General features: G+C 73.9%; 21 protein-coding genes. 12 read left to right on the top strand and 9 right to left on the bottom strand.

Annotated elements, in window-relative coordinates; translation table 11 throughout:
- Positions 1-25: 25 nt before the first annotated feature.
- Both ACQ614_RS09480 and soxR read right to left on the bottom strand, forming a co-directional pair.
- Positions 26-874 (bottom strand): SAM-dependent methyltransferase, encoded by an 849-nt coding sequence (locus ACQ614_RS09480; RefSeq protein ID WP_431677984.1) that lies wholly within the window; start codon positions 872-874, stop codon positions 26-28.
- Between the two features lie 140 nt (positions 875-1,014).
- Complete coding sequence (soxR, locus tag ACQ614_RS09475) at positions 1,015-1,509, bottom strand: redox-sensitive transcriptional activator SoxR (RefSeq protein WP_431677982.1); 495 nt, start codon at positions 1,507-1,509, stop codon at positions 1,015-1,017.
- A gap of 56 nt (positions 1,510-1,565) precedes the next feature.
- Between soxR and ACQ614_RS09470 the strand changes: the two genes are divergently transcribed.
- The 3 genes from ACQ614_RS09470 to ACQ614_RS09460 are packed head-to-tail and all read left to right on the top strand — an operon-like array spanning position 1,566 to position 4,070.
- Positions 1,566-2,270: a transketolase gene (locus ACQ614_RS09470; protein WP_431677981.1), complete on the top strand. Its 705-nt coding sequence runs from the start codon at positions 1,566-1,568 to the stop codon at positions 2,268-2,270.
- Positions 2,271-2,314: 44 nt separating this feature from the next.
- Positions 2,315-3,208 (top strand): transketolase family protein, encoded by an 894-nt coding sequence (locus ACQ614_RS09465; RefSeq protein WP_431677980.1) that lies wholly within the window; start codon positions 2,315-2,317, stop codon positions 3,206-3,208.
- Positions 3,209-3,251: 43 nt separating this feature from the next.
- Positions 3,252-4,070, top strand: coding sequence for an MBL fold metallo-hydrolase (locus tag ACQ614_RS09460; protein WP_431677979.1), 819 nt, complete (start codon positions 3,252-3,254; stop codon positions 4,068-4,070).
- Positions 4,071-4,109: 39 nt separating this feature from the next.
- Here the strand turns inward: ACQ614_RS09460 and treZ are convergent, their stop codons facing one another.
- The 3 genes from treZ to glgX all read right to left on the bottom strand — a co-directional run bounded on the left by treZ (position 4,110) and on the right by glgX (position 10,424).
- Positions 4,110-5,849: a malto-oligosyltrehalose trehalohydrolase gene (gene treZ / locus ACQ614_RS09455; protein WP_431677978.1), complete on the bottom strand. Its 1,740-nt coding sequence runs from the start codon at positions 5,847-5,849 to the stop codon at positions 4,110-4,112.
- Positions 5,846-8,218 carry a malto-oligosyltrehalose synthase gene (gene treY / locus ACQ614_RS09450; protein ID WP_431677977.1) on the bottom strand — a complete coding sequence of 791 codons (2,373 nt, stop codon included), beginning with the start codon at positions 8,216-8,218 and terminating at the stop codon, positions 5,846-5,848. The genes treZ and treY overlap by 4 nt, the downstream gene beginning before the upstream one ends.
- A gap of 85 nt (positions 8,219-8,303) precedes the next feature.
- The gene (gene glgX / locus ACQ614_RS09445; protein ID WP_431677976.1) at positions 8,304-10,424 is read right to left on the bottom strand and encodes a glycogen debranching protein GlgX; all 2,121 of its coding nucleotides are present in this window, start codon (positions 10,422-10,424) and stop codon (positions 8,304-8,306) included.
- A 416-nt stretch (positions 10,425-10,840) separates the two neighbouring features.
- On the opposite strand from glgX, the gene ACQ614_RS09440 reads away from it, so the two are divergent.
- The 3 genes from ACQ614_RS09440 (at position 10,841) to ACQ614_RS09430 (ending at position 14,598) form a co-directional block, all read left to right on the top strand.
- Positions 10,841-12,100 carry an SAV2148 family HEPN domain-containing protein gene (locus ACQ614_RS09440; protein ID WP_363491229.1) on the top strand — a complete coding sequence of 420 codons (1,260 nt, stop codon included), beginning with the start codon at positions 10,841-10,843 and terminating at the stop codon, positions 12,098-12,100.
- A 300-nt stretch (positions 12,101-12,400) separates the two neighbouring features.
- Entirely contained in the window at positions 12,401-13,654 is a 1,254-nt protein-coding gene (gene efeB, locus ACQ614_RS09435; RefSeq protein WP_431677975.1) for an iron uptake transporter deferrochelatase/peroxidase subunit, read from the top strand.
- Positions 13,655-13,869: 215 nt separating this feature from the next.
- Complete coding sequence (locus ACQ614_RS09430; protein WP_431683874.1) at positions 13,870-14,598, top strand: 3'-5' exonuclease; 729 nt, start codon at positions 13,870-13,872, stop codon at positions 14,596-14,598.
- 35 nt (positions 14,599-14,633) lie between these two features.
- On the opposite strand, the gene ACQ614_RS09425 is transcribed toward ACQ614_RS09430, so the two are convergent.
- The 3 genes from ACQ614_RS09425 to ACQ614_RS09415 form a co-directional block, all read right to left on the bottom strand.
- A complete protein-coding gene (locus ACQ614_RS09425) occupies positions 14,634-15,584 on the bottom strand; it encodes a polysaccharide deacetylase family protein (protein ID WP_431677974.1) in 951 nt (316 codons plus the stop codon).
- A gap of 116 nt (positions 15,585-15,700) precedes the next feature.
- On the bottom strand, positions 15,701-16,615 hold the full coding sequence (locus ACQ614_RS09420; RefSeq protein ID WP_431677973.1) for a phosphotransferase enzyme family protein: 915 nt from the start codon (positions 16,613-16,615) through the stop codon (positions 15,701-15,703).
- Between the two features lie 69 nt (positions 16,616-16,684).
- On the bottom strand, positions 16,685-18,916 hold the full coding sequence (locus ACQ614_RS09415; protein ID WP_431683873.1) for an MMPL family transporter: 2,232 nt from the start codon (positions 18,914-18,916) through the stop codon (positions 16,685-16,687).
- A gap of 490 nt (positions 18,917-19,406) precedes the next feature.
- On the opposite strand from ACQ614_RS09415, the gene ACQ614_RS09410 reads away from it, so the two are divergent.
- From ACQ614_RS09410 to ACQ614_RS09385, 6 genes are all read left to right on the top strand, one after another.
- A complete protein-coding gene (locus tag ACQ614_RS09410) occupies positions 19,407-21,653 on the top strand; it encodes an MMPL family transporter (protein ID WP_431677972.1) in 2,247 nt (748 codons plus the stop codon).
- A gap of 292 nt (positions 21,654-21,945) precedes the next feature.
- Positions 21,946-22,149, top strand: a complete 204-nt coding sequence (locus ACQ614_RS09405) for a cold-shock protein (protein WP_263105940.1) — start codon at positions 21,946-21,948, stop codon at positions 22,147-22,149.
- Between the two features lie 176 nt (positions 22,150-22,325).
- Positions 22,326-23,978: a DEAD/DEAH box helicase gene (locus tag ACQ614_RS09400; RefSeq protein ID WP_431677971.1), complete on the top strand. Its 1,653-nt coding sequence runs from the start codon at positions 22,326-22,328 to the stop codon at positions 23,976-23,978.
- Between the two features lie 232 nt (positions 23,979-24,210).
- A complete protein-coding gene (locus ACQ614_RS09395) occupies positions 24,211-24,531 on the top strand; it encodes a hypothetical protein (RefSeq protein WP_431677970.1) in 321 nt (106 codons plus the stop codon).
- On the top strand, positions 24,531-25,466 hold the full coding sequence (locus ACQ614_RS09390; RefSeq protein ID WP_431677969.1) for a WXG100 family type VII secretion target: 936 nt from the start codon (positions 24,531-24,533) through the stop codon (positions 25,464-25,466). Before ACQ614_RS09395 ends, ACQ614_RS09390 begins: the two co-directional genes overlap by 1 nt.
- A 14-nt stretch (positions 25,467-25,480) precedes the next feature.
- Positions 25,481-26,080, top strand: a complete 600-nt coding sequence (locus ACQ614_RS09385; RefSeq protein WP_431677967.1) for a hypothetical protein — start codon at positions 25,481-25,483, stop codon at positions 26,078-26,080.
- Between the two features lie 7 nt (positions 26,081-26,087).
- Here ACQ614_RS09385 and ACQ614_RS09380 read toward each other — a convergent pair whose 3' ends face one another.
- Entirely contained in the window at positions 26,088-26,930 is an 843-nt protein-coding gene (locus ACQ614_RS09380; protein ID WP_431677966.1) for a helix-turn-helix transcriptional regulator, read from the bottom strand.
- Positions 26,931-26,978: the final 48 nt, after the last annotated feature.

Raw genomic sequence — 26,978 nt, 5'->3', positions numbered from 1 at the left:
GGTACGGGCGCCGCCGCGCGTGCGCTCAGGGCTTGCGTCCGACCCCCGCCCAGATCGCCACCTCGGCGTCGGTCGGCGCGGGCGCCGTGTCCGGCCGCCACAGCGGCGCCGTCACCAGGCCGGGCTCCAGCAGCTCCAGACCGTCGAAGAACTTCAGCACCTGCTCCCGGCTGCGCATGCTCAGCTGGGCCGTGGCGCTGCGGTAGATCGCCGGGCCCTTCGCCGCGTCCTCGGCCGGCACGAAGTCGCCGGTGGCGTGCGAGATCGCCAGGTGGCTGCCGGACGGCAGCGCGTCCACCAGCGTCCGCACGATGCCGTACGGGTCGTCCGCCTCGTCCACGAAGTGCAGCACCGCGAACAGCAGCAGCGCCACCGGACGCCCCAGGTCCAGCAGTTCGCGCACCTGCGGGTCGGCCAGGATCTTCGCCGGGTCGCGCAGGTCGGCCTGGGTGACCGTGACCGTGCCGCGGCTGGAACCGGCCAGCAGCGCCCGGCTGTGCACCAGCACGATCGGGTCGTTGTCCACGTACGCCACCCGGGCGTCCGGGTGCAGCAACTGCGCCGTCTCGTGGGTGTTGCCCGCGGTCGGGATGCCGGTGCCGATGTCCAGGAACTGCTTCACCCCGGCCTCGGCGAGGTGGCGCACCGCCCGCTGCAGGAACGCCCGGTTGGCCAACGCACTGATCCGCACCAGCGGGCTCAGCGCCAGCACCTTCTCCGCGGCCTCGCGGTCCGCCGGGAAGTTGTCCTTGCCGCCCAGGTAGTAGTCGTACATCCGGGCCGGGTGCGGGACCTCCGGGCGCAGGTCGACCGGCACGTGCGCCTCGCCGCCGCCGGACATCCAGTCCAGCGATATGTCCTGATGCTCGGTCATGTCCGCTCTCCCCGAAGCCGTTCGACTCTCACCCCGGCAGCATAGACGGGCAGCACGCGCCCCCAGCGGCCGAACGCCCGATCAGGCCCGCCGTCCCGCATACCGGTCAGGAGCCCCGGCACGAAGGCCCCGTCGGTCCGTCAGCCCGTCCCCTCCGCCGGGCCCGGCTCGGGGCCGCCCGCCGGGTCCTGGGTCAGCAGGTACCGGGCGCCGGGACCGGTCGCCGCCGCCCGGTCGCCCGCGTTGTACAGCGCGCAGCGTGACAGGGACAGGCAGCCGCAGCCGATGCACCCGGTCAACTTCCGCTTCAGCAGCTCCAGTTCCTCGATCTGCCGGTCGATCCGCTCGTGCCAGGTGACGGCCACCGCACTCCACTCGGCGGTGCTCGGCGCCCGGTCCTCCGGCAGCCGGTCCAACGCGGTGCGCGCCTCCTCCAGCGACAGGCCGACCCGCTGCGCCGCCCGGACGAAGGCGATCCGCCGCAGCGTCGCACGGGCGTACCGGCGCTGGTTGCCCGCGGTGCGCTCGGCGGAGATCAGCCCCATCCGCTCGTAGTAGCGCAGTGCCGAGGGGGCGAGGCCGCTGCGGGCGGCCAGTTGCCCGATGGTCAGCAGGTCGTGCCGGGTGGGTCCCATGCGGCCGAGGATAGCCGCTTGACCTGAAGCCGACTTCAACTTGCAGGCTGGTCGGCATGACCACCGCAACCACCCGGCCGCGGCCGTACGGGTTCACCGACCTGCCCGCCCTGATGGGCCTGATGACCGGCGACGAGAAGCACGGCCCCGCCGCCACCTCCACCCTGGACGCCCTCTGGGTGCTCTACGACCGCGTCCTGCGCGTCACCCCGCAGACCGCCGACGACCCCGACCGGGACCGCTTCCTGCTCTCCAAGGGCCACGGCCCGATGGCCTACTACGCCGTCCTCGCCGCCAAGGGCTTCCTGGACGAGGCCGTGCTGCCGAGCTTCGGCGCGTACGACTCCCCGCTCGGCCACCACCCGGACCGGCTGCTGGTGCCCGGCGCCGAGATCGCCTCCGGCTCGCTCGGCCACGGACTGCCGCTCGCCGTCGGCACCGCCCTCGGCCTGCGCGCCCAGGGCCGCACCGACCCGGCCGTCTGGGTGCTCGTCGGCGACGCCGAGTTCGACGAGGGCAGCAACCACGAGGCCGTCGCCTTCGCCGGCGCCGCCGGCCTGGAGCGGCTGCACACCGTGGTGATCGACAACTCCTCGGCCACGCACGGCTGGCACGGCGGCATCGCGGCCCGCTTCGCCACCGAGGGCTGGTCCACCGCCACCGTGGACGGCCGCGACCACCGGGCCCTGCACGCCGCCTTCACCGCCCCGCACCCCGGCCGCCCGCACGCCGTCGTCGCCCGCGTCGAACCCAAGAACTGACCCCGAACTCCGGACACCCCCGCCCCGAGAAAGGCCCCGCACCCGTGGACACCATGCGCGAACGCTTCGCCGCCGTCACCACCGAACTCCTCGACGACGACCCCCGGCTCGCCCTCGTCCTCGCCGACATCGGCGTCGACGCCTTCCGCCCGGCCGCCGACCGCCACCCCGACCGCGTGGTCAACGTCGGCATCCGCGAACAGCTGCAGATCGGCGTCACCGCGGGCCTCGCCCTCACCGGGCTGCGCCCGATCGCCCACACCTTCGCCAGCTTCCTGATCGAACGGCCCTGGGAGCAGGTCAAGCTCGACCTCGTCCACCAGGGCGTCGGCGCCGTCCTGGTCAGCGCCGCCGGCTCCTACGACTGGCCGGCCGGCGGCCGCACCCACATGGCACCCGGCGACGTCGCCCTGCTCGACACCCTGCCCGGCTGGACGGTCCACGTCCCCGGCCACCCCGACGAGGCCGAGACCCTGCTGCGGCACGCCGCCGCCGACGGCGACAGCCTGGTCTACCTGCGGCTCTCCGCCCACCAGAACGCCGCCGCCCGGCCGGTCGAACCCGGCCGCCTGCTGCCCGTCCGCACCGGCCGCCGCGGCACGGTCGTCGCCGTCGGCCCCATGCTCGACGCCGTCCTCGAGGCCACCGAGGGCCTCGACACCACCGTGCTGTACGCCGCGAGCATCCGGCCGTTCGACGCCGCCGGGCTGCGCGCCGCCCTCGGCGACCGGGCCGACGTCGTCCTCGTCGAGCCGTACCTGGCCGGCACCTCCGCCAATGCCGCCCACGACGCACTCGCCGACCTGCCGCACCGCGTCCTCGCCCTCGGCGTCCCGCGCGAGGAGCACCGCCACTACGGGTCGATCCCCGAGCACCTCGCCGCCTACGGCCTCGACGCGGCCGGCCTGCGCGCCCGGATCGCCGCCTTCCTCCGCTGAGCGGGCCCGGTCCCTGGTAGCTTCGCGGACGAAGGGGGATGCCATGACCACGCAGTACCGCACACCGCTGGACGTCCGCTGGATCCACGGATCGACGTCCTCGAAGCACAACACCGACCCCGACCTGCAGGTCCACCAGGTCGACGAGGCGACGTACATCCTGCGGCAGAACAAGGCCGTCCACTACGAGGCGCCCTTCCTGTACCTGCTGTTCGGCACCGAGCGGGCCGTGCTGATCGACACCGGCGCCACCGCCGACCCGGCGCACCTGCCGCTGCGCCGCACCGTGGACGAGCTGATCGAGCGCCGCAGCCCGGGCCTGCCGCTGCTGGTGCTGCACAGCCACGGGCACGGCGACCACACCGCGGGCGACGGCCAGTTCGCCGGCCGGCCGGACACCGAGCTGGTGCCCGCCGGCGAGGCGCTCGCCTGGTTCGGCTTCCGCGGCGAGGAGAGCCGGGCACTGGACCTGGGCGGCCGGGTGCTGGAGTGCCTCGCCACCCCCGGCCACCACGCGGCCGCCATCACCTATTTCGACCCGCGGACAGGCTTCCTGCTCACCGGCGACACCGTCTACCCGGGCCGCCTGTACGTCGGCGACTGGCCGGCCTTCACCCGCACCGTCGACCGCCTGGTGGAGTTCGCCGCCACCCGCGAGGTCACCCACGTGCTCGGCTGCCACATCGAGATGACCACCGAGCCGGGCACCGACTACCCGCTCGGCACCACCCACCAGCCTGACGAGCCCCCGCTGGAGCTCTCCGTCGCCGACCTGCACGAGCTGCAGGCCGCCTGCCGGGAGATCGGCGACCGCCCCGGCCGCCACCCGTACAAGCGCTTCGTCGTCTGCAAGCCGGAGTAGGAGCACCGACCGAGCAGCGGGCGGCCCCCGGTGGCCGCCCTAAGCGACTTGCAGGACGGCAGTCGACTCCGCCGCCAGGTGCAGGGAGCCGTCGGACTCGGGCCAGCAGTCGCCGTACAGGGCGAGGGTCTGCGCGTAGGGCCGGTCCAGGGTGATCCGCCGCGGGCCGTCGGTGCCCAGGTGCACCACCACCCGGTACGGCCCGCGGTGCACCACCAGCCACTGCTCCGCGGCGTCGTACGCCACCCGCACGGCGCCGAGGTCCGGGTCGGTCAGCTCCGGATGGGTGCGCCGCAGCCGGATCAGCCGCCGGTGCCAGTCGAGCAGCCCGGCGTGCGGCTCCCGGGTGCGTTCCGACCAGTCGAGCGTGGATCCGAGCACGGTGGCGCGGGCCTGCGGGTCGGGCACGTCCTCCGGCTGCCAGCCGTGCGCGGCGAACTCCCGCCGCCGGCCCTGCCGGACGGCCTCGGCGAGGCCGGGGTCGGTGTGGTCGGTGAAGTACTGCCAGGGGGTGCTCGCCCCCCACTCCTCGCCCATGAACAGCATCGGCGTGAACGGCGAGGTCAGCACCAGGGCCGCGCCCGCCGCCAGCCGCCCGGGGGAGAGCGTCGCGGAGAGCCGGTCCCCGGCGGCCCGGTTGCCGATCTGGTCGTGGGTCTGGGCGTAGCCGAGCAGCCGGTGCCCGTACCCGGCCGGGAACGGCCGGCCGTGCGAGCGGCCGCGGAAGGAGGACCAGCTGCCGTCGTGGAAGAAGCCCCGGGTGAGCGCCTTGGCGCAGGCCGCGTACGGGTCCGCGGCGAAGTCCGCGTAGTAGCCGCCGGACTCGCCGGTGAGCAGGGCGTGCAGGGCGTGGTGGAAGTCGTCGCTCCACTGGGCGGTCAGCCCCAGGCCGCCGGCCTCCCGGGGGGCGGTGGTGCGCGGGTCGTTGAGGTCGGACTCGGCGACCAGGAACAGCGGCCGCCCGGTCGCCTCGGCCAGCTTCTCGACCTCGGTGGCGAGTTCCTCCAGGAAGTGCAGGGCCCGGTCGTCGGCGAGGGCGTGCACCGCGTCCAGCCGCAGCCCGTCGATCCGGTAGTCCCGCAGCCAGCCGAGCGCACTGCCGATCAGGTAGCGCCGCACCTCGTCCGAGCCCGGCGCGTCCAGGTTCACCGCCGAACCCCACGGCGTGTGGTGCCGGTCGGTGAAGTACGGCCCGTACACCGGAAGGTAGTTGCCGGACGGGCCGAGGTGGTTGTGCACCACGTCCAGCACCACGCCCAGCCCCTTGCGGTGCGCCGCGTCGACGAACCGCTTCAGGCCGTCCGGCCCGCCGTACGGCTCGTGCACCGCCCACAGCGACACCCCGTCGTAGCCCCAGCCGTACCGGCCCGGGAACGGGCAGACCGGCATCAGCTCGACGAAGTCCACCCCCAGCGCCACCAGGTGGTCCAGCCGCTGCGCCGCCGCCTCGAACGTCCCCGCCGGGGTGAAGGTGCCCACGTGCAGCTCGTACACCACCCCGCCGGGCAGCGGCCGCCCGCGCCACGGCGTGTCCGACCAGCGGAACGCCGCGTGGTCGACGGCCCGGCTCAGCCCGTCCGGGCCGTCCGGCTGGCGCGGGGAGCGCGGGTCGGGCAGCGCCCGGCCGCCGTCCAGCCGGAAGCCGTAGTCGCCGGCCGGCGCCTCGCCCCGCCACCAGCCGCTGCTCCCGTCGCCCTCCCGGGCCATCGGGTGCGGCCTGCCGTCGACCTCCACCTCCACCATGTCCGCCTCGGGCGCCCAGACTCGGTACGTGGTCAACGGCCCTCCGTGAGCAGTGCGACCGGGTGGCGTTCCAGCAGCCAGGAGACCGGCAGCGGCCCGCCCTCGTAGCGGCGCTGGGTCAGCTCGTCCGTCCAGTGGCCCTCGGGCAGCTCCAGCACCGTGTCGCCCCAGCCGCCGGCCCGCTGCAGCCCGTACGGCAGCCGCGTCACCGCGGCGATCACGCCCGGGCCGCGGAAGAACGCCAGCAGGTGCGCCGCCTGCGCCCCCGCCGCGGGCAGCGGGCGGTACGCGCCGAGCGGGCGGCTGCGGCGCAGGTGCAGCGCGGTGGTGGTCAGGTGGAGCTTCTCCCGGGCGAGGTCGCCGCCGCGGTCGACCGCCGAGTCGGTCAGCCGCACGGCCAGCGCCCCGAGGTCGACCGGCGCCCGGTTGTCCGGGTCGACGAGCGTGTACAGCGGCTCCTCGCTGCCCTGGTACACGTCCGGCACGCCGGGCACGGTCAGGTGAAGCAGGGCCGCCGCCAGCGTGTTGACCCGGGCGTACGGGGCGAGCAGCTGGACGAACCCGGCGATCCGCGGGCACAGCCCGGCGTTGGCGAGCGCGCCGCGGGCGTAGCCGGTCAGCGCCCGTTCGAAGGCCTCGTCCGGCGCCGTCCAGGAGGTGCGCAGCTTCGCCTCCCGGGCGGACTTCAGCACCACCTGCACGAGCCGTTCCTCGCCGATCGGCCAGGCCGCGACCATCGTCTGCCACAACAGCCACGCGGTGGAGCGGTCCGGGCAGGGCCCGGCCGCGGCCGTCCAGGCCGCGCACTCCGCCGCCCAGGCCTCCGGCAGCTCGGCGAGCACCGCCAGCCGGGCCCGGGCGTCCGCGCTGCGCTTGGTGTCGTGCGTCGACAGCGCGGTCATCCCGTCCGGCCAGTCCCGCTCCTGGTCGGCGCACCAGCGGTGGAAGGCCGCCGGGCTCAGGCCGGGCCGGCCGGGCTCGCCGCCGACCTCGTTCAGCGAGACCAGCGCGTTCCAGCGGTAGAAGGCGGTGTCCTCCACGCCCTTGGCGGCGACCGCGGACGTCGTCTGCGCGAACCGGCGGCAGAACTCGTCCTTCTCCGGGCTGCGCCCGAGCCGCCCGAGGGCGAGGTCGCGCAGCAGCCGGTCGCTGCTGCCCTCCGCGCCGCCGGCCAGGTGGGCGACGGCCTCCTCCGGCGCCGTCTCGCCCGGCACCACGTACGGCCGGTACACGGGGTGGTCGGTGAGCAGCGCGCACAGCGCGTCCCGCACGGCGGGCAGCGGGTGGTCGGCCAGGGCCGGATCGGCGGCGCAGATCCGGCGGACCAGCCGCAGCAGCCGGTCGACCTCGGCGGCGAGCTCCCCGCGCGGGCCGGTCAGCTCGGCGCGGCCGCGCAGCGCGGCCTCCGCCGCACCCGTCCGGTCGGCGACGTCCCGCTGGTAGGCGGCGACCAGCCGCTCGGCGCCGGCGTGGTCGGTGAGGACGCCGTCGATGCGGCGCAGCGCGTCGTAGCCGGTGGTGCCCGCGCACGCCCAGTCCTGCGGCAGCCGCTCGCCGCCGGTGAGGATCTTCTCCACCACCGTGTACGCCCCGCCGGTGGCCTCGGCCAGCCGCTGCAGGTAGCCGCGCGGGTCCGCCAGGCCGTCCGGGTGGTCGATCCGGAAGCCGTCCAGCACGCCCTCGCCGTGCAGCCGCAGCAGCACGCCGTGGGTGGCCTGGAAGACCTCCGGCACCTCCACCCGTACCGCGATCAGGTCGTTGATCGCGAAGAACCGCCGGTAGTTCAGCTCGCTGCTGGCCAGCCGCCACCAGGCCAGCCGGTACCACTGGCGGTCGAGGAGGTCCGGCAGCGGCAGGTGCGCGGTGCCGGGGCGCAGCGGGAAGGCGTGGTCGTGGTAGCGGAGCACGTCGCCGTCGACCACCAGTTGGCCGAGCACGGCGCCGAGCCGGTCGCCGAGCAGCGGCAGCAGCAGCCGGCCGCGGCCCGGCGCGTCGGACGGGCCGGGCTGTGCCGTCCAGTCGATGTCGAACCAGGTCGCGTACCGGGAACCGGGGCCGTCCCGCAGCACCTGCCAGAGCGGCTGGTTGAGCTGCTCGGGGACGGGCAGCGCCATGTGGTTGGGCACCACGTCGGCGATCAGCCCCAGCTCGTGCCGGTGCGCCTCCTCGGCCAGGGCGCGCAGTGCCGTCTCGCCGCCGAGCTGCTCGCTGATCCGGCTGTGGTCGACGGTGTCGTAGCCGTGGGTGGAGCCGGGCGCGGCCTCCAGCAGCGGGGAGAGGTGCAGGTGCGAGACGCCGAGCGCGGCCAGGTACGGCACCGCGCGCTCGGCGTCGTGCAGGGTGAAGCCCGGCTGGAGCTGGAGCCGGTAACTGGCCGTCGGAGGATGTGCGGCGGCGGACGTCATGGGCTGATCCCTACCCGGGCCCGGGCAAGGCTATGGCCCGGGTGGCACGAATGGCCCACCCCGGCCGCCGGGGACGCCCCGCCCGTCACGCGGGTCGCTGCAGCACCATGAGCGAGCGGTCGGTGAGCCACAGCGAGTCGCCGGCCTTCACCCGGGTGCCGGTGCCGCGGGCGGGCAGCACGGGCAGCGCGGTGTCGACGGCGATCTGCCAGGCCTCGCCGTGCCCGGCGGGGACGCTGAACTCCAGGGGCTCGGAGTGGGCGTTGAACATCAGCAGGAAGGAGTCGTCGACGATCTTCCCGCCGCGGCGGTCCGGCTCGGAGATGGCGTTGCCGTTGAGGAAGACGGAGAGCGACTTGGCGTAGCTGGTCGACCAGTCCTGTTCGGTCATCTCCTCGCCGCCGGGGGTGAACCAGGCGATGTCGGTCAGGTCGTCGTGGGTGCCGGAGACCGGGCGGCCGTGGAAGAAGCGGCGGCGGCGGAAGACCGGGTGGTCGCGGCGCAGCCAGATCATGCCCTGGGTGAACTCCAGCAGCTGCGCGGCGGCGCCGCCGCGCTCGGGCCAGGCGACCCAGGTGATCTCGTTGTCCTGGCAGTAGGCGTTGTTGTTGCCCTGCTGGGTGCGGCCGAACTCGTCGCCGTGCGCCAGCATCGGCACGCCCTGCGACAGCATCAGGGTGGCGATGAAGTTGCGCTGCTGGCGGGCTCTGAGCTCCAGCACCGCCTCGTCCTCCGTCCCGCCCTCGGCGCCGCAGTTCCAGGAGCGGTTGTGCGACTCGCCGTCCCGGTTGGACTCGTGGTTGGCCTCGTTGTGCTTCTCGTTGTAGGAGACCAGGTCACGCAGGGTGAAGCCGTCGTGGCAGGTGACGAAGTTGATGGAGGCGATCGGGCGGCGGCCGTCGTCCTGGTAGAGGTCGGAGGAGCCGGTCAGCCGGGAGCCGAACTCGGCGAGCGTCGCGTTCTCGCCGCGCCACAGGTCGCGGACGGTGTCGCGGTACATGCCGTTCCACTCCGTCCACAGCGGCGGGAAGTTGCCGACCTGGTAGCCGCCCTCGCCCAGGTCCCACGGCTCGGCGATCAGCTTGGCCTGGGAGACGACCGGGTCCTGCTGGACGAGGTCGAAGAACGAGGACAGCCGGTCGACCTCGTGGAACTGCCGGGCCAGGGTCGCCGCGAGGTCGAAGCGGAAGCCGTCGACGTGCATCTCGGTGACCCAGTAGCGCAGCGAATCCATGATCATCTGGAGTACGTGCGGGCTGCGCATCAGCAGGCTGTTGCCGGTGCCGGTGGTGTCCTCGTAGAAGCGGCGGTCCTTGGCCGCCAGCCGGTAGTACGAGGCGTTGTCCAGCCCGCGGAAGGACAGCGTCGGGCCCAGGTGGTTGCCCTCCGCGGTGTGGTTGTAGACCACGTCGAGGATCACCTCGATGCCCGCCGCGTGCAGCGCCTTCACCATCGACTTGAACTCCTGCACCTGCTGCCCGCGGTCGCCCGTCGACGAGTACGAGGAGTGCGGCGCGAAGTACCCGATGGTGTTGTAGCCCCAGTAGTTCGACAGGCCCAGGTCGCGCAGCCGGTGGTCCCGGACGAACTGGTGCACCGGCATCAGCTCGATCGCCGTCACGCCGAGCTTCGCCAGGTGCTCGATCAGCGCCGGGTGGGCCAGCGCCGCGTACGTGCCGCGGATCTCCTCCGGGATGTCCGGGTGCAGCCGGGTCAGGCCCTTCACGTGGGCCTCGTACAGCACCGTGCGGTGGTAGTCGGTGCGCGGCGGCCGGTCGGTGCCCCAGTCGAAGTACGGGTTGATCACCACCGAGTGCATGGTGTGCGGCGCCGAGTCCAGGTCGTTGCGGCGCTCCGGCGCGCCGAAGTGGTACCCGTACACCGACTCGTCCCAGTCGATGTCCCCGCTCATCGCCTTGGCGTACGGGTCCAGCAGCAGCTTGGCGCTGTTGTGCCGCTGGCCGAGCCCCGGGTTGTACGGGCCGTGCACCCGGAAGCCGTACCGCCGGCCGGGCTGGACGCCCGGCAGGTAGGCGTGCCGCACGAAGGCGTCCGTCTCCCGCAGCTCGATCGCCGTCTCCGAGCCGTCCTCGTCCAGCAGGCACAGCTCGATCCGGTCCGCGCTCTCGGAGAACACCGCGAAGTTGGTCCCGGCCCCGTCGTACGTGGCGCCGAGCGGGTAGGGCTGCCCTGGCCAGACCTGCATGGGGGACCTCAACTTCCTTGCTCCGTGGGGGAACTGGCGCTCCCTCGGATCTGCCCGGGGGCGGGCCCCGGCATGTGCGGACCGCCCTCGGCGTGACGCACGGCACACGTACGGCACATGTCGCATACTCCCCAACCCCCGCCCGCCGACCGAACCCATTCACCTGTTGTTCGCCCGAACGGGTGTCCGTGGCGCGAAAACCCGGCGCTCGGGCCCACCGCCCGCCCTCCCTTCGAATTGTTGTGCCGTCAACAGGCTGCGTCCCGCCCGGAGCGGGCAGTACCCTTGATCGTCCGGCGGCGCACACCCGTCGGCCCATGCGGAGACAGGCTCTGCCAAGGCCGCCATGGTTGAGACGCTGTCAGTGACGGCCCGCCACTCACGGTGAGTGGCAGGGTCGAGAGGTGAGGTAGTGCATGGGGTTCCCCGTCGACGGCCGGGGCGACGGCCTCGACGGGCCGGAGCCCGGCCGCAGCGAGGCGCCGACCGTCGTCATGCGCTCCGGCCTCCCCGGCCGCCAGGCCGGCCCGGCCCCCGGCGACGGCCCCCCGCTCGGCTGGACCGCCCTCGAATGGGAGGGCGCCTACCGCCGCGTCCGCCTCACCGGCCGCGCCTACGTCTGGCTCAACCTCGTCGAACAGCGCCTGCGCGCCCTCGTCGACGAGGCGCTGCGCCCCGTCTACGCCCCCGCCCACGGCGAGGACTGGGTCACCGCCGCCGCCGGCCCGGCCGGCGAGGAATGGGTGCTGCGGTCAGGCGCCGTCCGCGAGGTCAGCCGCCGCAAGGGCTACCTCCTCGACCCCGCCGACGACGACCCGCTGGTCTTCCTCACCCTGCCCCAGCTGCGCGAACTCATGGTCCAGCACTGGCCCTGCTTCGAGCCGTACGTCGTCGACCGGCGCGAGGTCGAACTCGCCCTCGACGAACTCGAGGTCGCCCGGCACGTCGTCTCCCGCAACCGCAGCCTCTCGCAGACCGTCCTCGACCAGACCGAGCGGGCCGCCGCCCGGCTGCTCGCCCTCCTCGACGGCGGCACCGGAGGCGTACCCGCCGACGTCGTCGAGGAACTCGTCGCCGGCCGCTACGCCGACGTCGTCGCCGTCCACGCCGACCGCGTCCGCCTCCAGCGCGAGCTGCCCGTCGAGGACCTCCTCGACGGCGCCCGCCGCCTCGACGCCCTCGGCATAGGCCTCGGCATGCTCTGCCAGAACTACACCGGCAAGCGCCTCGTCCGGCTCGCCACCGACGGCTGCCGCGTCCGCCTGCTCTTCCTCAATCCCGCCAGCAGCGCCGTCCGCCGCCGCGAGCGCGAACTCGGCCTCGGCCGCGGCGAACTCGGCCGCTCCATCGAGATGAACATCATGCACGTGCGGCGGGTCCGGGCCCGGCTGCGCGACCCCGGCGGCTTCGAGATCCGGGTCTTCGACGAGATGCCCCGCTTCACCGCCTACCTGGTCGAGGGCCCCCGGCTGCCGGGCCAGCCCGGCAGCCGCCGCCGCTCCGGGGACATCGGCGTCGTCCAGCCCTATCTGCGGCGCGCCCGCGGCATCGAGTCGCCCGCCCTGGTGCTCCGCGGCGGCGCCGGCCAGGAGCCCGGCGGCACCGAACCGGGGCTGCTCGAGGTCTACCGCGAGGAGTTCGAGGGCAGCTGGGCGGACTCCCGCGCGGTGTCCTGACGGACCGTGCGGGCCGTGCGGGGCGAGCCGACCGCACAGGGCATCCCTTGGGGCGCGGGGAACTGCGCGCAGCGGAAAGGGCGCCGGCCCGCAGTCTTCCGCCTGGCGCAGTTCCCCGCGCCCCTTGTGGTTGGCCGTGCCTGACAGGGCGACGGCTGTCCCGGTGCGGCCGGTCGGCGGATCGGGGGTTCCTCCGGGGTGCGGTGGCGGGCTCTGCGCAGCACCGTTGATCCGTGTGCGAAGCGGCCGCGACGGCCGACCGCCGCCAGCCCCCACTTCGCCCGACACCGGGAGCCCCCGATGACCGAGCCCGCCGCTGCCGCGCCCGCCCGCCGCAGCTTCGTCAAGGCCACCCTCGCCGCCGGCGCAGCCGTCGCCGCCGGACCGGTCCTCGCCGCCGAGCCCGCAGCCGCCGAGGCAGCCGCAGCCACCGAGGCGGCCGCCCGCCGGGAGGCCGTCCCCTTCCACGGCGCCCACCAGGCCGGGGTCACCACCCCGCCGCAGCGGTTCGCCGCCTTCGCCGCCGCCCGGGTGACCGTCACCGACCGGCAGGGCCTCGAGGAACTGCTGCGCACCCTGACCGCCCGCATCCGCTTCCTCACCGCCGGCGGCACGCCGCCGCCCGCAGGCGCCGGCGACCCGCCCTCGGACACCTGCCTGCTGGGCGCCGAGGTGCCCGCGGACGGACTCACCGTCACCGTGGGCGTCGGCGCCTCCCTCTTCGACGGGCGCTTCGGGCTGGCCGCCGCCAGGCCCCGGCGGCTCACCCCGATGCCCGCCTTCCCCGGCGACGACCTCGGCACCGAACTCCACGGGGACCTCTCCCTGCAGGTCTGCGCCGACAACCGGGACACCGTGCTGCACGCCCTGCGCGACCTCGCCCGGCACACCCGCGGCGCGCTGCGGACGGTGTGGCGGGTCGACGGCTTCCAGAACCCGGCCCGGCCCGACGGCGCCCAGCGCAACCTGCAGGGCTTCAAGGACGGCATCTCCAACCCCGACGCCGGCTCGGACCGGCTGATGGACCGTCTGGTGTGGGTGCAGGCCGACGGCGACGAGCCCGCCTGGGCCGTCGGCGGCAGCTACCAGGTGCTGCGCATCATCCGGATGCTGGTGGAGCCCTGGGACGCCGTCCCGGTCGCCACGCAGGAGCGGATCGTCGGGCGGCGCCGCGACACCGGCGCACCCCTCGGCGGCACCGCCGAACAGGACGCGCCCTCCTACGGCCAGGACCCGGACGGCGCCGTCATCGCCCTGGACGCGCACATCCGCCTCGCCAACCCGCGCACCGCCGCCGCCGCCGACTCCCGCATCCTGCGCCGCGGCTACAACTACGACCGCGGCACCGACGCCGCGGGCGACCTCGACATGGGCCTGCTCTTCTGCTGCTACCAGCAGGACGTGGCCCGGCAGTTCGAGGCCGTCCAGGCCCGGCTGAACGGCGAGCCGATGGCCGCCTTCCTCGCCCCCACCGGCGGCGGCTACTTCTTCGTCCTCCCCGGCGTGCCGGACGAGGACGGCTGGCTCGGCAGCGGCCTGCTCGCCGCCGGCTGACCGGCCGGCCCGCGGCGCCCGCGCCCGCCCCCGACGGCACCGGAGAGCACCGGTGACGGCCCCGCCCGGCGACCCGCCCGGCGGGGCTGTCACTGGTGCGGGCGATGATGGTCCCCGTCACGGCAGGAGCGACGGAAGGAACGCCAGATGACCAGATGGAGGGGGACACCGGCCGCATCCGCCCCGGCCGGCCGGGGCGCGGCGAGGGGCCTGCGATGAGCTGGCTGGGCGCCAGCCTGCTGGCCTTCGACCTGGAGACCACCGGCACCGACATCGAGAACGACCGCATCGTCACCGCGGCCCTCGTCCGGCTCGAACCGGACGGCAGCGCCTCGGCCGAGCGCCACTGGCTGGTCGACCCGGGCATACCCATCCCCGCGCAGGCCACCGCGATCCACGGGATCGACACCGAGCGGGCCCGCGGGCGCGGCGTCCCGGCGGCCGGTGCGGTCGAGGAGATCACCCGGGCGATCGCCGAGGCGCTGGGCTCGGGCATCCCGCTGGTGATCATGAATGCGCGCTACGACCTGTCGCTGCTCGACCGCGAGTGCCGCCGGCACGGCGTCACCCCGCTGTCCGCCCGGCTCGGCGGCACGCCCGCCCCGGTCATCGACCCGCTGGTGCTCGACAAGCACGCCGACCGCTACCGCCGGGGCAAGCGCAATCTGCAGGCGCTCTGCACGCACTACGGGGTGGCCCTCGACGGGGCGCACCAGGCCGGCGCCGACGCGGTGGCCGCCGCCGGCGTGGCCCGCCGCCTCGGCGAGGTCTTCCCCGCGGTCGGCGGTGTGCCGCTCGCGGACCTGCACGCGCTCCAGGTGCGCGCCGCCGCCGAGCAGGCAGCCTCCTTCGAGCAGTACCTGCGCCGCACCTCCGACCCGGAGGCGCGGGTCGAGCCGGCCTGGCCGGTCGTCCCGTACGGCGCGGTCGCGGCGGCCGGCTGAGGCGGGCTCACCGGAGGCGGTGTCGGGGCGGGGCGTCAGCCGCCGGCGGGGAAGTCGAAGGTGTAGCCCTGGGCCTGCAGCCAGGGCAGCAGCTGCTTGAGCGCCTCGATGGTCTGGCTGCGGTCGCCGCCGCCGTCGTGCATCAGCACCACCCCGCCGGGGCGCAGGTGCTGCTGGACATTGGCGACGATGGCGGGCGCGCCGGGCTTCGCCCAGTCGCGGGGGTCGACCGACCAGCCGAGCGACGTCATGCCGTGGTCGGCCGCTATCTGCTCGTTCTCGGCGGTGAAGTCGCCGCCCGGCGCCCGGAACCAGGGCACCTCGGCGCCGGGCCCGGCGGCCCGCAGGATGCTCTGCTTCGCATCGGCGATCTCGTGCACCTGCCGGTCGTGCGGGCGGCTGTGCAGCGGCTGGGGGTGGTCGACGGTGTGGTCGCACAGCCGGTGGCCCTCGGCGACGATCCGGCGGACGGCCGCCGGGTCGCGCTCGACCTCGTTGCCGACCAGGCAGAAGGTGGCGTGGGCGTGGTACTCGCGCAGCAGGTCGAGGATCGGGCGGGTGGCCGGGCCCGGGCCGTCGTCGAAGGTCAGCGCGACGCTGCGGCCGCCGTGCGCGGTCCAGCGGACGATCTGGTGGGACCGGCCGTCGCCGGTCGGGGACGGCGTGGCCGAGGGGCTCGCGGGGGCGCTGCTCGGTGCCGCGGTCGGCGAGCCCGTGGCCGGTGCGGACGAGGGGCTCTTGGCGGCGGTGGAGGGCGGCGCGGTGCGCTGCCCGGGGATGCTCGCGGAGGGGCTCGCGGGTGAGGGCGAGCCGGTGGTGCCGGCGCTGTCGCGCGGGGTGACGGCGGCGGCGGTGGTCCGGGCGCCCTCGGCGCTGGTGGTGCGTGCGGCGGTGGCCGAACCGCAGGCGGCGATCATGGACGGGGCGAGCAGCGCGGCGAGGCCGAGGCCGAGGGTGCGACGGGATCGGGGGCTGGGCATCCGCATGGTGACGACTCCTGACGTCGTACCGGCCACCCCTGCTGGGGGCATGTGCCGGGGACGACGCCGCGCGGAGACCGCCGGTTCCGTCGTCGTGTACGAACGGACCCGGTTGTCGGGTCTCAGAACGGATACCAGCGTACGGAGGTGAGGCCGTCGCGCAAGGAGTCCACCCGGCGGCGGAACTCGGCCGCGGCGGCCGGGTTGCCGGGCACCTGCTGGGCGACCCAGGCGGCGCTCGCGGTCTCCCGGGCGCCGCGCAGCACGGCGAAGCCGTCCCACTCGCGCACGTCCCAGCCGTAGGCGTCGGTGAAGGCCCGGTAGTCCTCCTCCGGTACGCCGTAACGGTCGTGACCGAGTGCCAGGACGACCAGGTCGTGCTCGCGCAGGTCGACGCAGGCGTTCTCCAGGTCGAGCAGGACCGGCCCGTCCGGACCGACACGGACGTTCCTCGGGAGGGCGTCGCCGTGCACCACGCCGGGGGCGAGGTGGGGGGTGAGGGCGGCGACCGCCGTGACGAAGCTCTCCTTCCGGTCGCGCAGGAACGCCGCGTCCTTCGGGTCGACGTGTCCGGCGGCTGCGGCGAGCCAGCGGTCGACCGGGGCGAGCAGGTCGCGGCGGCCGAGCGGCAGGCCGGGGGAGGGCAGGGCGTGCAGGGTGCGCAGCAGGGGCGCGAGGTCGGCCGGGCGCGCCGGGCGGACGGCCTCCGGCAGTCGGTGCCAGAAGGTGACGGGGTGCCCGTCCGCGGTCACCGGAGCGGTGTGCCAGGGGCGGACGACCGGGACGCTGCGGGTACCGAGCCAGCCTGCGACGGCCAGTTCGCGCTCGGCGCGGGCGAGGAGCCCGGGGCTGCGGCCGATCTTGGCGACGACGGCGGGGGAGCCCAGGTCCAGGACGGCGTTCTCGCCGAGTGCCAGCAGCCGGGCGCCGTCCGGGGCGGGCAGGCCGGCCGTCCGGCAGGCCCCGGCCAGCAGCTCGCGGGCGCGGGCTTCGTCGAAGGCGGTCACGGCGCTCTCCTCGGGTGCGTTCCGGTCCATCCTGGCGCACGGCGGCCGGGCCCCGCGCAGTGCGGGGCCCGGCCGTGGGGGAGTGCGCTCGGGGCGGGGTCAGACCCGGGCGCCGCCGGCGGGCTGCCCGTCCGGCAGGCTCAGGCCGGCCGGGGCGGGGGCGGCCGGGGTGACCGGCGGGAAGGACTCGCCGTGCGAGAGGTTCGGCAGCCAGTTCAGCCAGCGCGGCAGGTACCAGTTGCGCTCGCCGAGCAGGCTCATCACCGCGGGCAGCAGCACGGCGCGGATCACCGTGGCGTCGATCAGGACGGCGACGGCCAGGCCGACGCCCATCTGCTTCATGGACTGCATCGACAGGGTGCCGAAGACCGCGAACACACCGACCATGATCACCGCGGCGCTGGTCACCACGCCGGCCGTGGAGCGGATGCCGTACGAGACGGCGGCCGCGGTCGCCAGGCCCCGGTCGTGCGCCTCCTTGATCCGGGAGACCACGAAGACGTGGTAGTCCATGCTCAGGCCGAAGAGGATCACGAACAGGAACAGCGGCACCCAGGACTCCACCGCGCCGACCCCGGCCGTGCCGAACAGCGAGGCGCCGACACCGTGCTGGAAGACCAGCGCGAGCACGCCGTACGCGGCGCCGACCGACAGCAGGTTGAGCACCACGGCGGTGAGGGCGATGCCCAGCGAGCGGAACGAGCAGAGCATCAGCAGGAAGGCGAAGGCGACGACGAAGCCGAACACCGGGAGCATGGAGTCGGACATCTGCTCGTTGAAGTCGTGCGAGCCCGCCGTGCTGCCGGTGACCGGGGCCTCGGTGCCGGGCACCTTGAGCACGGTGTTCGCGACCACGTCGCTGCGCAGCGCCTCCAGCGCCTCGGTGCTGGCGGTGTCGTTGCCGGTGCCTGCGAGCGGGATGTCGACCAGGGCGATGTTCTGCTCCTTGTGCACGGTGACCTGGATCGGCTCGTGCATCTTCCCGGAGGCCAGCGCCCGGGACTTGAGGTCGGCGAGCGCCTGCTGCATCTCGGGGGAGTCGACGGCGCGGGCCTTGACGACGACCGTGGCGGGCGCCGGGCTGCCGGGGAAGGCCGTCTCGATCCGCTGCGAGGTGGCGACCAGGGCGTTGCCCTTGGGCAGCTGCTGCTGGAAGGTCAGGTTGGCGGTGTGCATGGTGAGCAGCGGGGCGGCGAGGCCGAGCAGCAGGCCGCCGGCCAGGACGGTGGCGGCGAGCGGGCGGTTCAGCACCGGGGTGAGCAGGGCGTTCCAGAGCTGGCCGCCGGCCGCGGCCTCGTTGCGGCGCAGCTTGTGCAGCAGCGGGAGGCGGCCCTTCTCGACGCGGTCGCCGAGCATGGACAGCAGGGCGGGCAGCACGGTGAGCGAGCCGAGCACGGCGGTGATCACCACGAGGATGGTGGCGAAGGACATCGCCTGGAAGTCGGCGATGCCGGTGAGGAAGAGGCCGGCCATGGCGACGACCACGGTGACGCCGGAGACCAGCACGGCCCGGCCGGAGGTGGCGGCGGCGACCTGGAGGGCGGTGGCGGCGTCGCGTCCGGCGGCCCGCTCCTCGCGCTCGCGGCGCAGGTAGAACAGGCAGTAGTCGACGCCGACGGCGAGGCCGACCAGCAGCATCACGGAGCTGGCGTCGTCGCTGGTGTGCAGGATGCCGCTGGAGAGGGCGACCAGGCCGCCGGCGGCGATGAAGGCGGTGATCGCGAGGACGACCGGCAGCACGGCGGCGACCATGGCGCCGAAGGCGATCAGCAGGATGCCCAGTGCCAGCGGGACGGCCGTCCACTCGGCGCGCTGGAAGTCGTTCTGGAACTGCTCCTGGAACCACTTGCCGGCGCTGGCCTCGCCGAACTCCTCGACGGTGAGGTCCTTGTGCTTCGCCTGCACCCCGGCGACGGCGTCCAGCAGCGCGGGCACGTTCTCGACGGCCTTCTCGCGGTCCTCCCCGACCACGGTGAACTGCAGCAGCGCCGAGTGCCGGTCGGCGGAGACCGCCCCGGTGTCGTACGGGCTGCGCACGTCCGCCGCCTTGCCGGTGGCCCCGACGGCGGCGGCGGCCTCCTCGACCACGGCGCGGAAGGCCGGGTCGTCGGCGGTCAGTGCGGCGCTCTGCACGAGCACGGTCTCGCCGGCGGGGGACTTGATCCCGGCGTCGTCGAGGATCTTCGCGGCGCGGGCCACCTCGCCGGGCATCATCTCGGAGTCGGTGACCTTGGTGCTGCCGTGGAGGCCGCCGAGGAAGGCGGCGAGGACGACGAAGAGCAGCCAGCCGAACACTGCGGTCTTGCGGTGTCTGGCGCTCCATGCGCCCATGGCGGCGGCGAGTCCGAGCTTGGGTGTCACGGGTCCCCCAGGGAGAGCGGCGGGTGCGGTCCGCCGGAGCGTGGTGCCGGGGTCTCCCGGCTGCTGGAACGACCCTAGGGAGCGGGGAGTTGACGGAGTATCCGGCTGGCGGGTGAGTCGTCCCTGGGCCTGCCCCGAGGTCCGGGGTGGGGTTTTCCCCACCCCGCGCTCCTCCTGGCGGGCAGGTCCGGCTCCACCCTGAGGGGGAGGCGAATCCGCCCGAAGCAGGAGGTGCGCAGGGTGTGCCGCAGGTCAGGATGGTCGGGGGAGCCGGCCGGTACCCCCTAGGGGTGCCCCTGGGGGCAGGGTTACCTGCCGACCGGCTAGTGGCATCGCATAGGATGCCGACACACGTACTTGCCTGCCGACCGGCTAGGGATTTTCCCGGGCCGGTCCTGCCGTTGCCCGGTTTCCGTCCCCCGAGGGCTGCGGTGAACCATGCCCAGGAGGCATCACGAGCATGTTCCACCGAATCGGACACTTCGTCGTCAGGCGGGCCTGGTGGGTGATCGGAGCCTGGCTGATCGCGGCCGTCGCGATCATCGGCTCCGCACCGACGATGACCGCCCAGACCGACGAGAGCGCCTTCCTCCCGAAGCACTACGAGTCGATCCAGGCCGCCGAGCTCCAGGCCAAGGCGTTCCCGGCGAACTTCTCGCCCGGCGCCTACGCCGTGTTCGAGCGGAAGGACGGCGGCAAGCTGGATGAGGCCGACAAGGCCACCGCCGAGAAGGTCGTCAAGGGCCTCACCGACAAGCACATCGAGTACGTCGAGACCGTCCTGCCGGTCGGCAAGTCCTACTCCCCGGACGGCACCTTCGGCATGTCGATGATCGCCGTCGACAAGAAGGTCATGCAGAAGCCCGAGGCCGCCGACGCCGCCAAGGCGCTGCGCGAGGCGGGCGCCGAGCTCACCGCCGGCACCCCGGTCAAGATGCTGCTCGGCGGACCGGCCGCCAGCATCCTCGACCAGCAGGACTCCTCCAAGCTGGCCGAGGCCCTGATCGGCGTCGGCACCGTCGTGATCATCCTGCTCACGCTCTGGCTGATCTTCCGCAGCCCGATCGTCGCCCTGCTGCCGATCGTGTCGATCTTCGTCTACTCGATGGTCGCCAACGGCCTGATCGCCGACGCGAGCAAGATCTTCGGCCTGAAGGCGGACAACTCGATGTCCGCCATCCTCATCGTGGTGCTCTTCGGTGTCGGCACCGACTACTTCCTGTTCCTGATGTTCCGCTACCGCGAGCGGCTGCGCGCCGGCGACGACCGCAAGGAGGCCGTGGTCAACGCGGTCGGCCGGGTCGGCGAGGCGATCGCCTCCGCGGCCGGCGCCGTCGTCGCGGCCTTCGCCGTCCTGGTGCTCTCCAGCCTCGGCATGTTCACCGCGCTCGGCCCGGCCCTGGCCATCGCCGTCGCGGTCACCGCCTTCGCCTCGATCACCCTCGTCCCGGCCGTGCTGTCCGTGCTCCCCGAGCGCGTCCTGTTCCGCCGCGTCGTCGAGTGGTTCCGCTGGGACTGGCGGCAGCTCGCCTGGCTGGCCCGCGGCGCCCGCCGCCCCCGCCCGTCCGGCGGCTTCCCCGAGCACTGGATGCGCCAGGCCAAGGGCACCCGCTTCGCCGCCCTCGGCGGCGGCGTGCAGCGCCGTCCCGCGGTCGCCGCACTGGCCTCCGGCCTGGTGCTGGTCGCCCTCACCGTCGCCGCCCTCGGCTACAAGGGCACCTTCGACCTGGCCAGCGGCTCGATGCCGAAGACCAAGGAGTCGATGGTCGTCCAGGACAAGATGATGAAGGCCTTCTCGGCCGGCGCCGCCGACCCGAGCCACGTCTACCTGACCTCGACCGGCGGGGCCAAGCTCGACCCGGCCGGCCTCGACGGCTACCGCTCCGCGCTCGCCGGTACTCCGGGCGTCGCCGCGGTGCCCGCCGAGCGGACCCAGCTCAGCAAGGACGGGCTCACCGCGGACATCACGGTGATCCTCAAGGACGCGCCCGCCACCAACAAGGCCATCGACACCATGGACGGCCTGCGCGACACCGCCCACGGTTCCGCCCCGAGCGGCACCAAGGCCCTGGTCGGCGGCCAGACCTCGGTGTTCAAGGACATCAACACCGCGATGGTCCACGACTACACGCTGGTGTTCCCGCTGGCCGCGCTGCTCATCCTGGTCATCCTGGCCCTGCAGTTGCGCAGCGTGGTCGCCCCCTGGTACCTGATGGCCTCGGTCGGCCTCGGCTTCGGCGCGACCCTCGGCGCCACCTCGCTGATCTTCCAGAAGATCGGCGGCGAGCCGGGCCTGATGTTCATGCTGCCGATCTTCATCTACCTCTTCGTGGTCGCGATCGGCACCGACTACAACATCCTGATGATCGCCCGCCTCCGCGAGGAGGTGAAGGAGGGCCGCACCCCGCGCGAGGCCGCCGGCGAGGCGGTCAAGCACGCCGGTCCGACCGTCGCCGCGGCCGGGTTCATCCTGGCGGCCACCTTCGGCACCATGCTGCTGGCGGGGAACTCGCTCTTCAGCCAGATGGGCTTCTCGATCGCCTTCGGCATCATCGTCTCGGCCTTCGTGATGGCGATGTTCTTCACCCCGGCGATCACCGCGCTGCTGGGCCACGTCGCCTGGTGGCCGGGCCACGGCGACAGCCCGGCGCAGGACGGCCCCGCCGCCGTCCGGGACGCCGAGCCGGAGCCGGCCGGCCGGCTCTGACCGCACCCGAGGGCGGGGCATACGAACCAAGCCGTATGCCCCGCCCTCGGGCCGTTCAACCGTGCCCGGCGCACGGTGTGACGAGGAAGACTTTCCCGATCATCGCCGGCTGCCACCGTGCTACAGTCGAAGCAGTTGCAGTTTTGGTTCCCATGAACGTGTGTGTGCGCCTGCTGGTTCCAACCGCCAGGCGCATTTGTTTTTATCCGGTGTTTTGTCTCCGGATGGGGATCGCGGCTACTCGGGGTCTGCGAGGTGCAGTCCCCTGATGCCCCAGAAAGAGGAGACGGTTATGGCTACCGGCACCGTGAAGTGGTTCAACAGCGAAAAGGGCTACGGCTTCATCGAGCAGGACGGCGGCGGCGCCGACGTCTTCGCCCACTACTCGAACATCAACGCCCAGGGCTTCCGTGAGCTCATCGAGGGCCAGAAGGTCGAGTTCGACGTCACCCAGGGCCAGAAGGGCCCGCAGGCGGAGAACATCCGCCCCCTCTGAGTCCGGCCTGCGCCGACTCAAGCAATAAACGAGTGAGGGTCCGCACCTGCGGGTGCGGGCCCTCGCCCATTGCCGCCGAACGGCCGGGGCGGCTCCGCATCCACACCTGACGGCCGACCCGCAAGGTCCGGGCGCACGGCACCGCCGTGCCCGCCGGCCGATCAGGATGGAGCAGCATGACCGATCAGGCACGCCCGCAGCGCGGCACCACCTCCCGACGGGCCGCCGGTACCGGCCGCCCCCAGCGCGGCAGCGGCCCCCGCGGCGGCGCCGAGCGCCGCATCCAGCGCGCACCGCGAAACCCGCGCCCCGCAGCCGCCGAAAGCCAGGACTTCACCGTCGTCCAGGGCACCCCGGCCCGCCCGCCGGCGGCCACCTTCGCCGAGCTCGACATGCCGAAGGCGCTGCTCACCGCGCTCACCCGCGAGGGCGTCACCGAGCCCTTCCCGATCCAGTCCGCGACCCTGCCGGACTCCCTGGCCGGCCGCGACGTCCTCGGCCGCGGCCGCACCGGCTCCGGCAAGACCCTCGCCTTCGGCCTCCCGCTGCTCGCCCGCACCGCCGGCAAGCGCGCCGACGCCCGCCGCCCGCTCGCCCTCGTCCTGGTGCCCACCCGCGAGCTCGCCCAGCAGGTCACCGAGGCCCTCGCCCCGTACGCCCAGGCCCTCCAGCTGCGGATCGCCACCGTCGTCGGCGGCATGCCGATCGGCCGCCAGGCGAACCAGGTGCGCCGTGGCGTCGAGGTCCTCGTCGCCACCCCCGGCCGGCTCGACGACCTCATCAACCGGCAGGACGTCAACCTCGGCGACGTGGTGACCACCGTCCTCGACGAGGCCGACCAGATGGCCGACATGGGCTTCCTGCCGCAGGTCAGCAAGCTGCTGGAGCAGGTCGCCGAGGGCGGCCAGCGGATGCTCTTCTCCGCCACCCTCGACCGCAACATCGACCGGCTCGTCCGCCGCTTCCTCGACGACCCGGTCACCCACTCGGTCGACCCGTCGGCCGGTGCGGTCACCACCATGGACCACCACGTCCTCCAGCTCGACCCCGCCGACAAGGCCGCCGCCACCGCCCACATCGCCTCCCGCGAGGGCCGGCTGCTCATGTTCGTGCACACCAAGCACGGCGCCGACCGGCTCGCCAAGCAGCTGCTCGCCAGCGGCGTCAAGGCCGCCGCCCTGCACGGCGGCAAGTCCCAGCCGCAGCGCAACCGGGTCCTCGACCAGTTCCGCGACGGCCGGGTCACCGCACTGATCGCCACCAACGTCGCCGCCCGCGGCATCCACATCGACGGCCTCGACCTGGTCGTCAACGTCGACCCGCCGATCGACCACAAGGACTACCTGCACCGCGGCGGCCGCACCGCCCGCGCCGGCGAGTCCGGCACCGTCGTCACCCTCGTCCTGCCCGAGCAGCGCCGCGAGGTCAACCGGCTGATGGGCACCGCCGGCATCCGGCCCACCGTCACCAAGGTCCGCCCCGACGACGCCGAACTGCGCCGCATCACCGGCGCCCGCACGCCCACCGGCGTGCCCGTCACCATCGCCGTCCCCGAGCAGGCCGCCCCCGCCGACTCGGCGGCGGGCGAGAAGACCGCCGCCAAGGCCGGTACGCCGCGCCGCCGCCCCGGCAAGCGCTCCGGCCTGCCCAAGGACGTCGACGCCAACGGCAACGCCCGCCAGCCCCGGCCCAAGCAGCGGATCGGCGGCGGCAGCAGCCGTACCGCGGCCGGCTTCATCGGCCGCTCCTCCGGCCGCTCCAAGCCCGGCTCCGGCTCGCGCAGCGGCGGCAACTACGGCACCGGCCGCCAGCGGCACGACTACAACTGACCCACCGTCAGGGAAGGGGCGCCGACCGCACCGCGGTCGGCGCCCCTTCGGCTTTTCCCCCGTCGGTCCCGGCACCCCGCCGGATCGGCGACGAACCCTCACATCACCCGCCGCAGTGCGCGCGAACAGGTGTGTTAGCTTCTTTGTCCGTTCATGGCTTTTCCATGACCTGAATCGGATGTTCCATCAATTCCGCGCCGCCCGAGGCGCACTGCACGGGGGAGGACACGTCGTGTCAGGGGAGTACCGCGTCGATCCGGAGGCCCTGCGGCGATTCGCCCGCACCTCCGCCGACCGCTCGGAGAAACTGCGCGCCATCCGCGCCGAACTCGGCGCCCACCAGCTGTCGGTCGGCGCCTTCGGCAAGCTGCCCGAGGCCGAGGAGACCGGCCGCGACTACACCGAGCGCGCCGACGGGGCGGTCGAGAACCTCACCTCCGCCGCCGACACCATGGCCCGGATCGACGAGCACATCCAGAGCGTCGCCCGGAACTACGAGCAGGCCGAGGCCGCGACCGCCGATTCCCTCAACGCGATCGTCAGGGGGCTGTGATGAGCGGACCTGTTTCGGGCGCAGTCGACGCCTACAGCAAGATCAACCAGTGGATGAGCCCGCTGGGCAGCGTGATCGACGAGATCATGCGGCCCATCGTCGAACCGCTCGCCGAACCCCTCGAGTTCGTCACCGGCGACCCCGAGGGCCTGGAGGCCGCCGCCCAGCTCTGGCGCCGTCAGGCCGTCGAACTGCGCGAGGTCGTCGCCGACCAGCGCCGCGACCGCGCCGCCCTCGCCTACGACTGGCAGGGCGAGGCCGCCGAGAAGTTCCTCCAGGAACTCGCCGAGTACGAGACGGCCCTCGAGGCCGAGGCGGACGACATGGACGCCACCGCCGAACTCCTCGAGGAGGCCGCCGCCGAGAGCCGGATGGCCCAGGACCTCGTCGAGACCGTCATCCGCGAACTCATCGAGTGGGCCATCATCACCCTGGCCGCCTCGCTCGCCTTCAGCGTCGTCACCGCCGGCATCTCGCTCGCCGCCGAAGCCGCCGCGGCCGCCGCCGAGGGCGCCATCGCCAGCGCCCGCATCGCCAGTCTGGTCGCCAAGCTCGCCCGCGCCCTCAAGAAGGTCGCCGACGCGATGAAGGCCCTCAAGGCCATCGGCAAGCGCCCCCACCTCAACCCCGCCAAGCCCTGGACGTGGAACAGGCCGATCGACATCCCGGCCTACCTCGCCAAGAAGACCACCAAGACCATCGGCAAGGCCGCCCTGGGCGCCATCGGCCTCACCGGCGACCCGGTCGGCCAGACCGTCCAGCAGGCCGTCCAGTCCGGCGCCGGCATCGTCGCCGACGAGATCGACGACCGGATCGCCGGCAACCCCCACCCCTCCACCGCCGCCCGCGAACACGCCGGCATCGCCCAGCCCCGCCAGGAGCCGGAGCTCAGCCCGGAGGAACGCAAGGCCCGCTTCGACGCAGCCTTCGGCTGACCGGGAGGACCACCGTGCTCAACCGCGACCGCGACATCGTCGCGCCCTTCCTGCACCCCGGCGAACAGCTCCTCGGCGCCGCCTCCATCGACCTCGCTCCCGGAGTTCCGCGCCCGCCGGCCGAACTCCTCGCTCCCCGGCGGCCCAGTGAGCTGGAGCAGAAGCTCGGCAAGCCGTTCAACGTGCTGCGCCGCGCCTACGCCGTCGTCAACCCGGTCTCCGCCACCGTCGGCGCGGTCGAGGACCGGATGATGGACGCCGTACCGGACTCGGTCTGGCACGGCGAGGGCATGGCCGGCGGCTGGCACAGCGAGGCCGGCCGGTTCGTGCTGCGCATGCGCGAGGAGAACAACGGTGGCGGCACCTTCGCCGTCACCGACCGGCGCCACCTCGTGATCGTCGACCGCTCCAAGCTGTGGCAGCTCAAGGAGCAGTACGCGCTGCACTGGGAAGCACCCCGGCACGCCGTGGCCCTGCACCGCAACCCCACCGGCGTCCTCCAGCGGGGCCGGATCGACCTGTGGTTCGCCGACCGTTCCTGGGCCGCCGTCACCACCCCGCTGCCCTCCACGGCCGACGAGGTCGCGGCCGTGGCCGCAGGCCCCTACCGCTGACCCGCGGTCAGGCCCGGGCGGACGCCAGATCCGCAGAGGAGGCCGGGACGAGCCGCCGCAGGCGCTCCCCGGTCTCCTCGTCCCGCGGCGAGGCCACCACCACCTGCAGCCCGCCCGGCGCACGCAGCACCACCTGGTCCAGCCGCAGCACGCCCACCACCTCGTGCCGCACCTCCTTCTCGGTGCCGGCCTTCTCGCTCACCCGGTGCTCGTCCAGCCAGCGGTCCGCCTCCGGGAACGACGACCGCAGCCGCTCGATCAGCGCCGCCAGCCGCCGCGCCCGCGGCGAGCCCGCCCCGCCCTGCTCGCCGTACGCGGCCCGCAGCTCCGCCAACGTGCGTCGGGCGTGCCGCTCCCAGTCCACCGTGCGCGTCCGGATGTGCCCGTCCGCGAACACCAGCCAGGCCAGATTGCGATCCTCCGGCGGCAGCCCGGCGAACTCGAACATCGCCTCGGCCGGAGCATTCCACGCCAGCACGTCCCACTCCGCGTCCATCAGGAACGCCGGCGCGGGCGCCTGAGCGTCCAACAGCCGCCGCAGTGCCTCCGGCACATCCGCCGACGCCTCGTCCCCGCACCCGTCGGGGTACGGCCCCGCCCCCGCCAGCCGGAACAGGTACGCCGTCTCCGCGGCGTCCAGCCGCAGCGTCCGCGCCAGACTCGCCAGCACCTCAGGCGACGGATTGATGTCCCGTCCCTGCTCCAGCCAGGTGTACCAGGTCACCCCGACCCCGGCCAGCAGCGCCAGCTCCTCCCGCCGCAGCCCCGGCGTCCGCCGCCGCACCCCCGGGGCGATCCCCACGTCCGCCGGGGCCAGCGCCGCCCTCCGGGTCCGCAGGAAGTTCGACAACGCCCGCCTCCGCACGTCCTGACCGGCCAAGGTTCCTCCCCCTAAAAC

Origin of the sequence: Kitasatospora dryopteridis, from assembly GCF_050749075.1 — a bacterium.
Taxonomy (GTDB): domain Bacteria; phylum Actinomycetota; class Actinomycetes; order Streptomycetales; family Streptomycetaceae; genus Kitasatospora.
The sequence above is the reverse complement of the archived record's forward strand: the minus strand, read 5'-3'. Positions and strand labels throughout refer to the sequence as shown.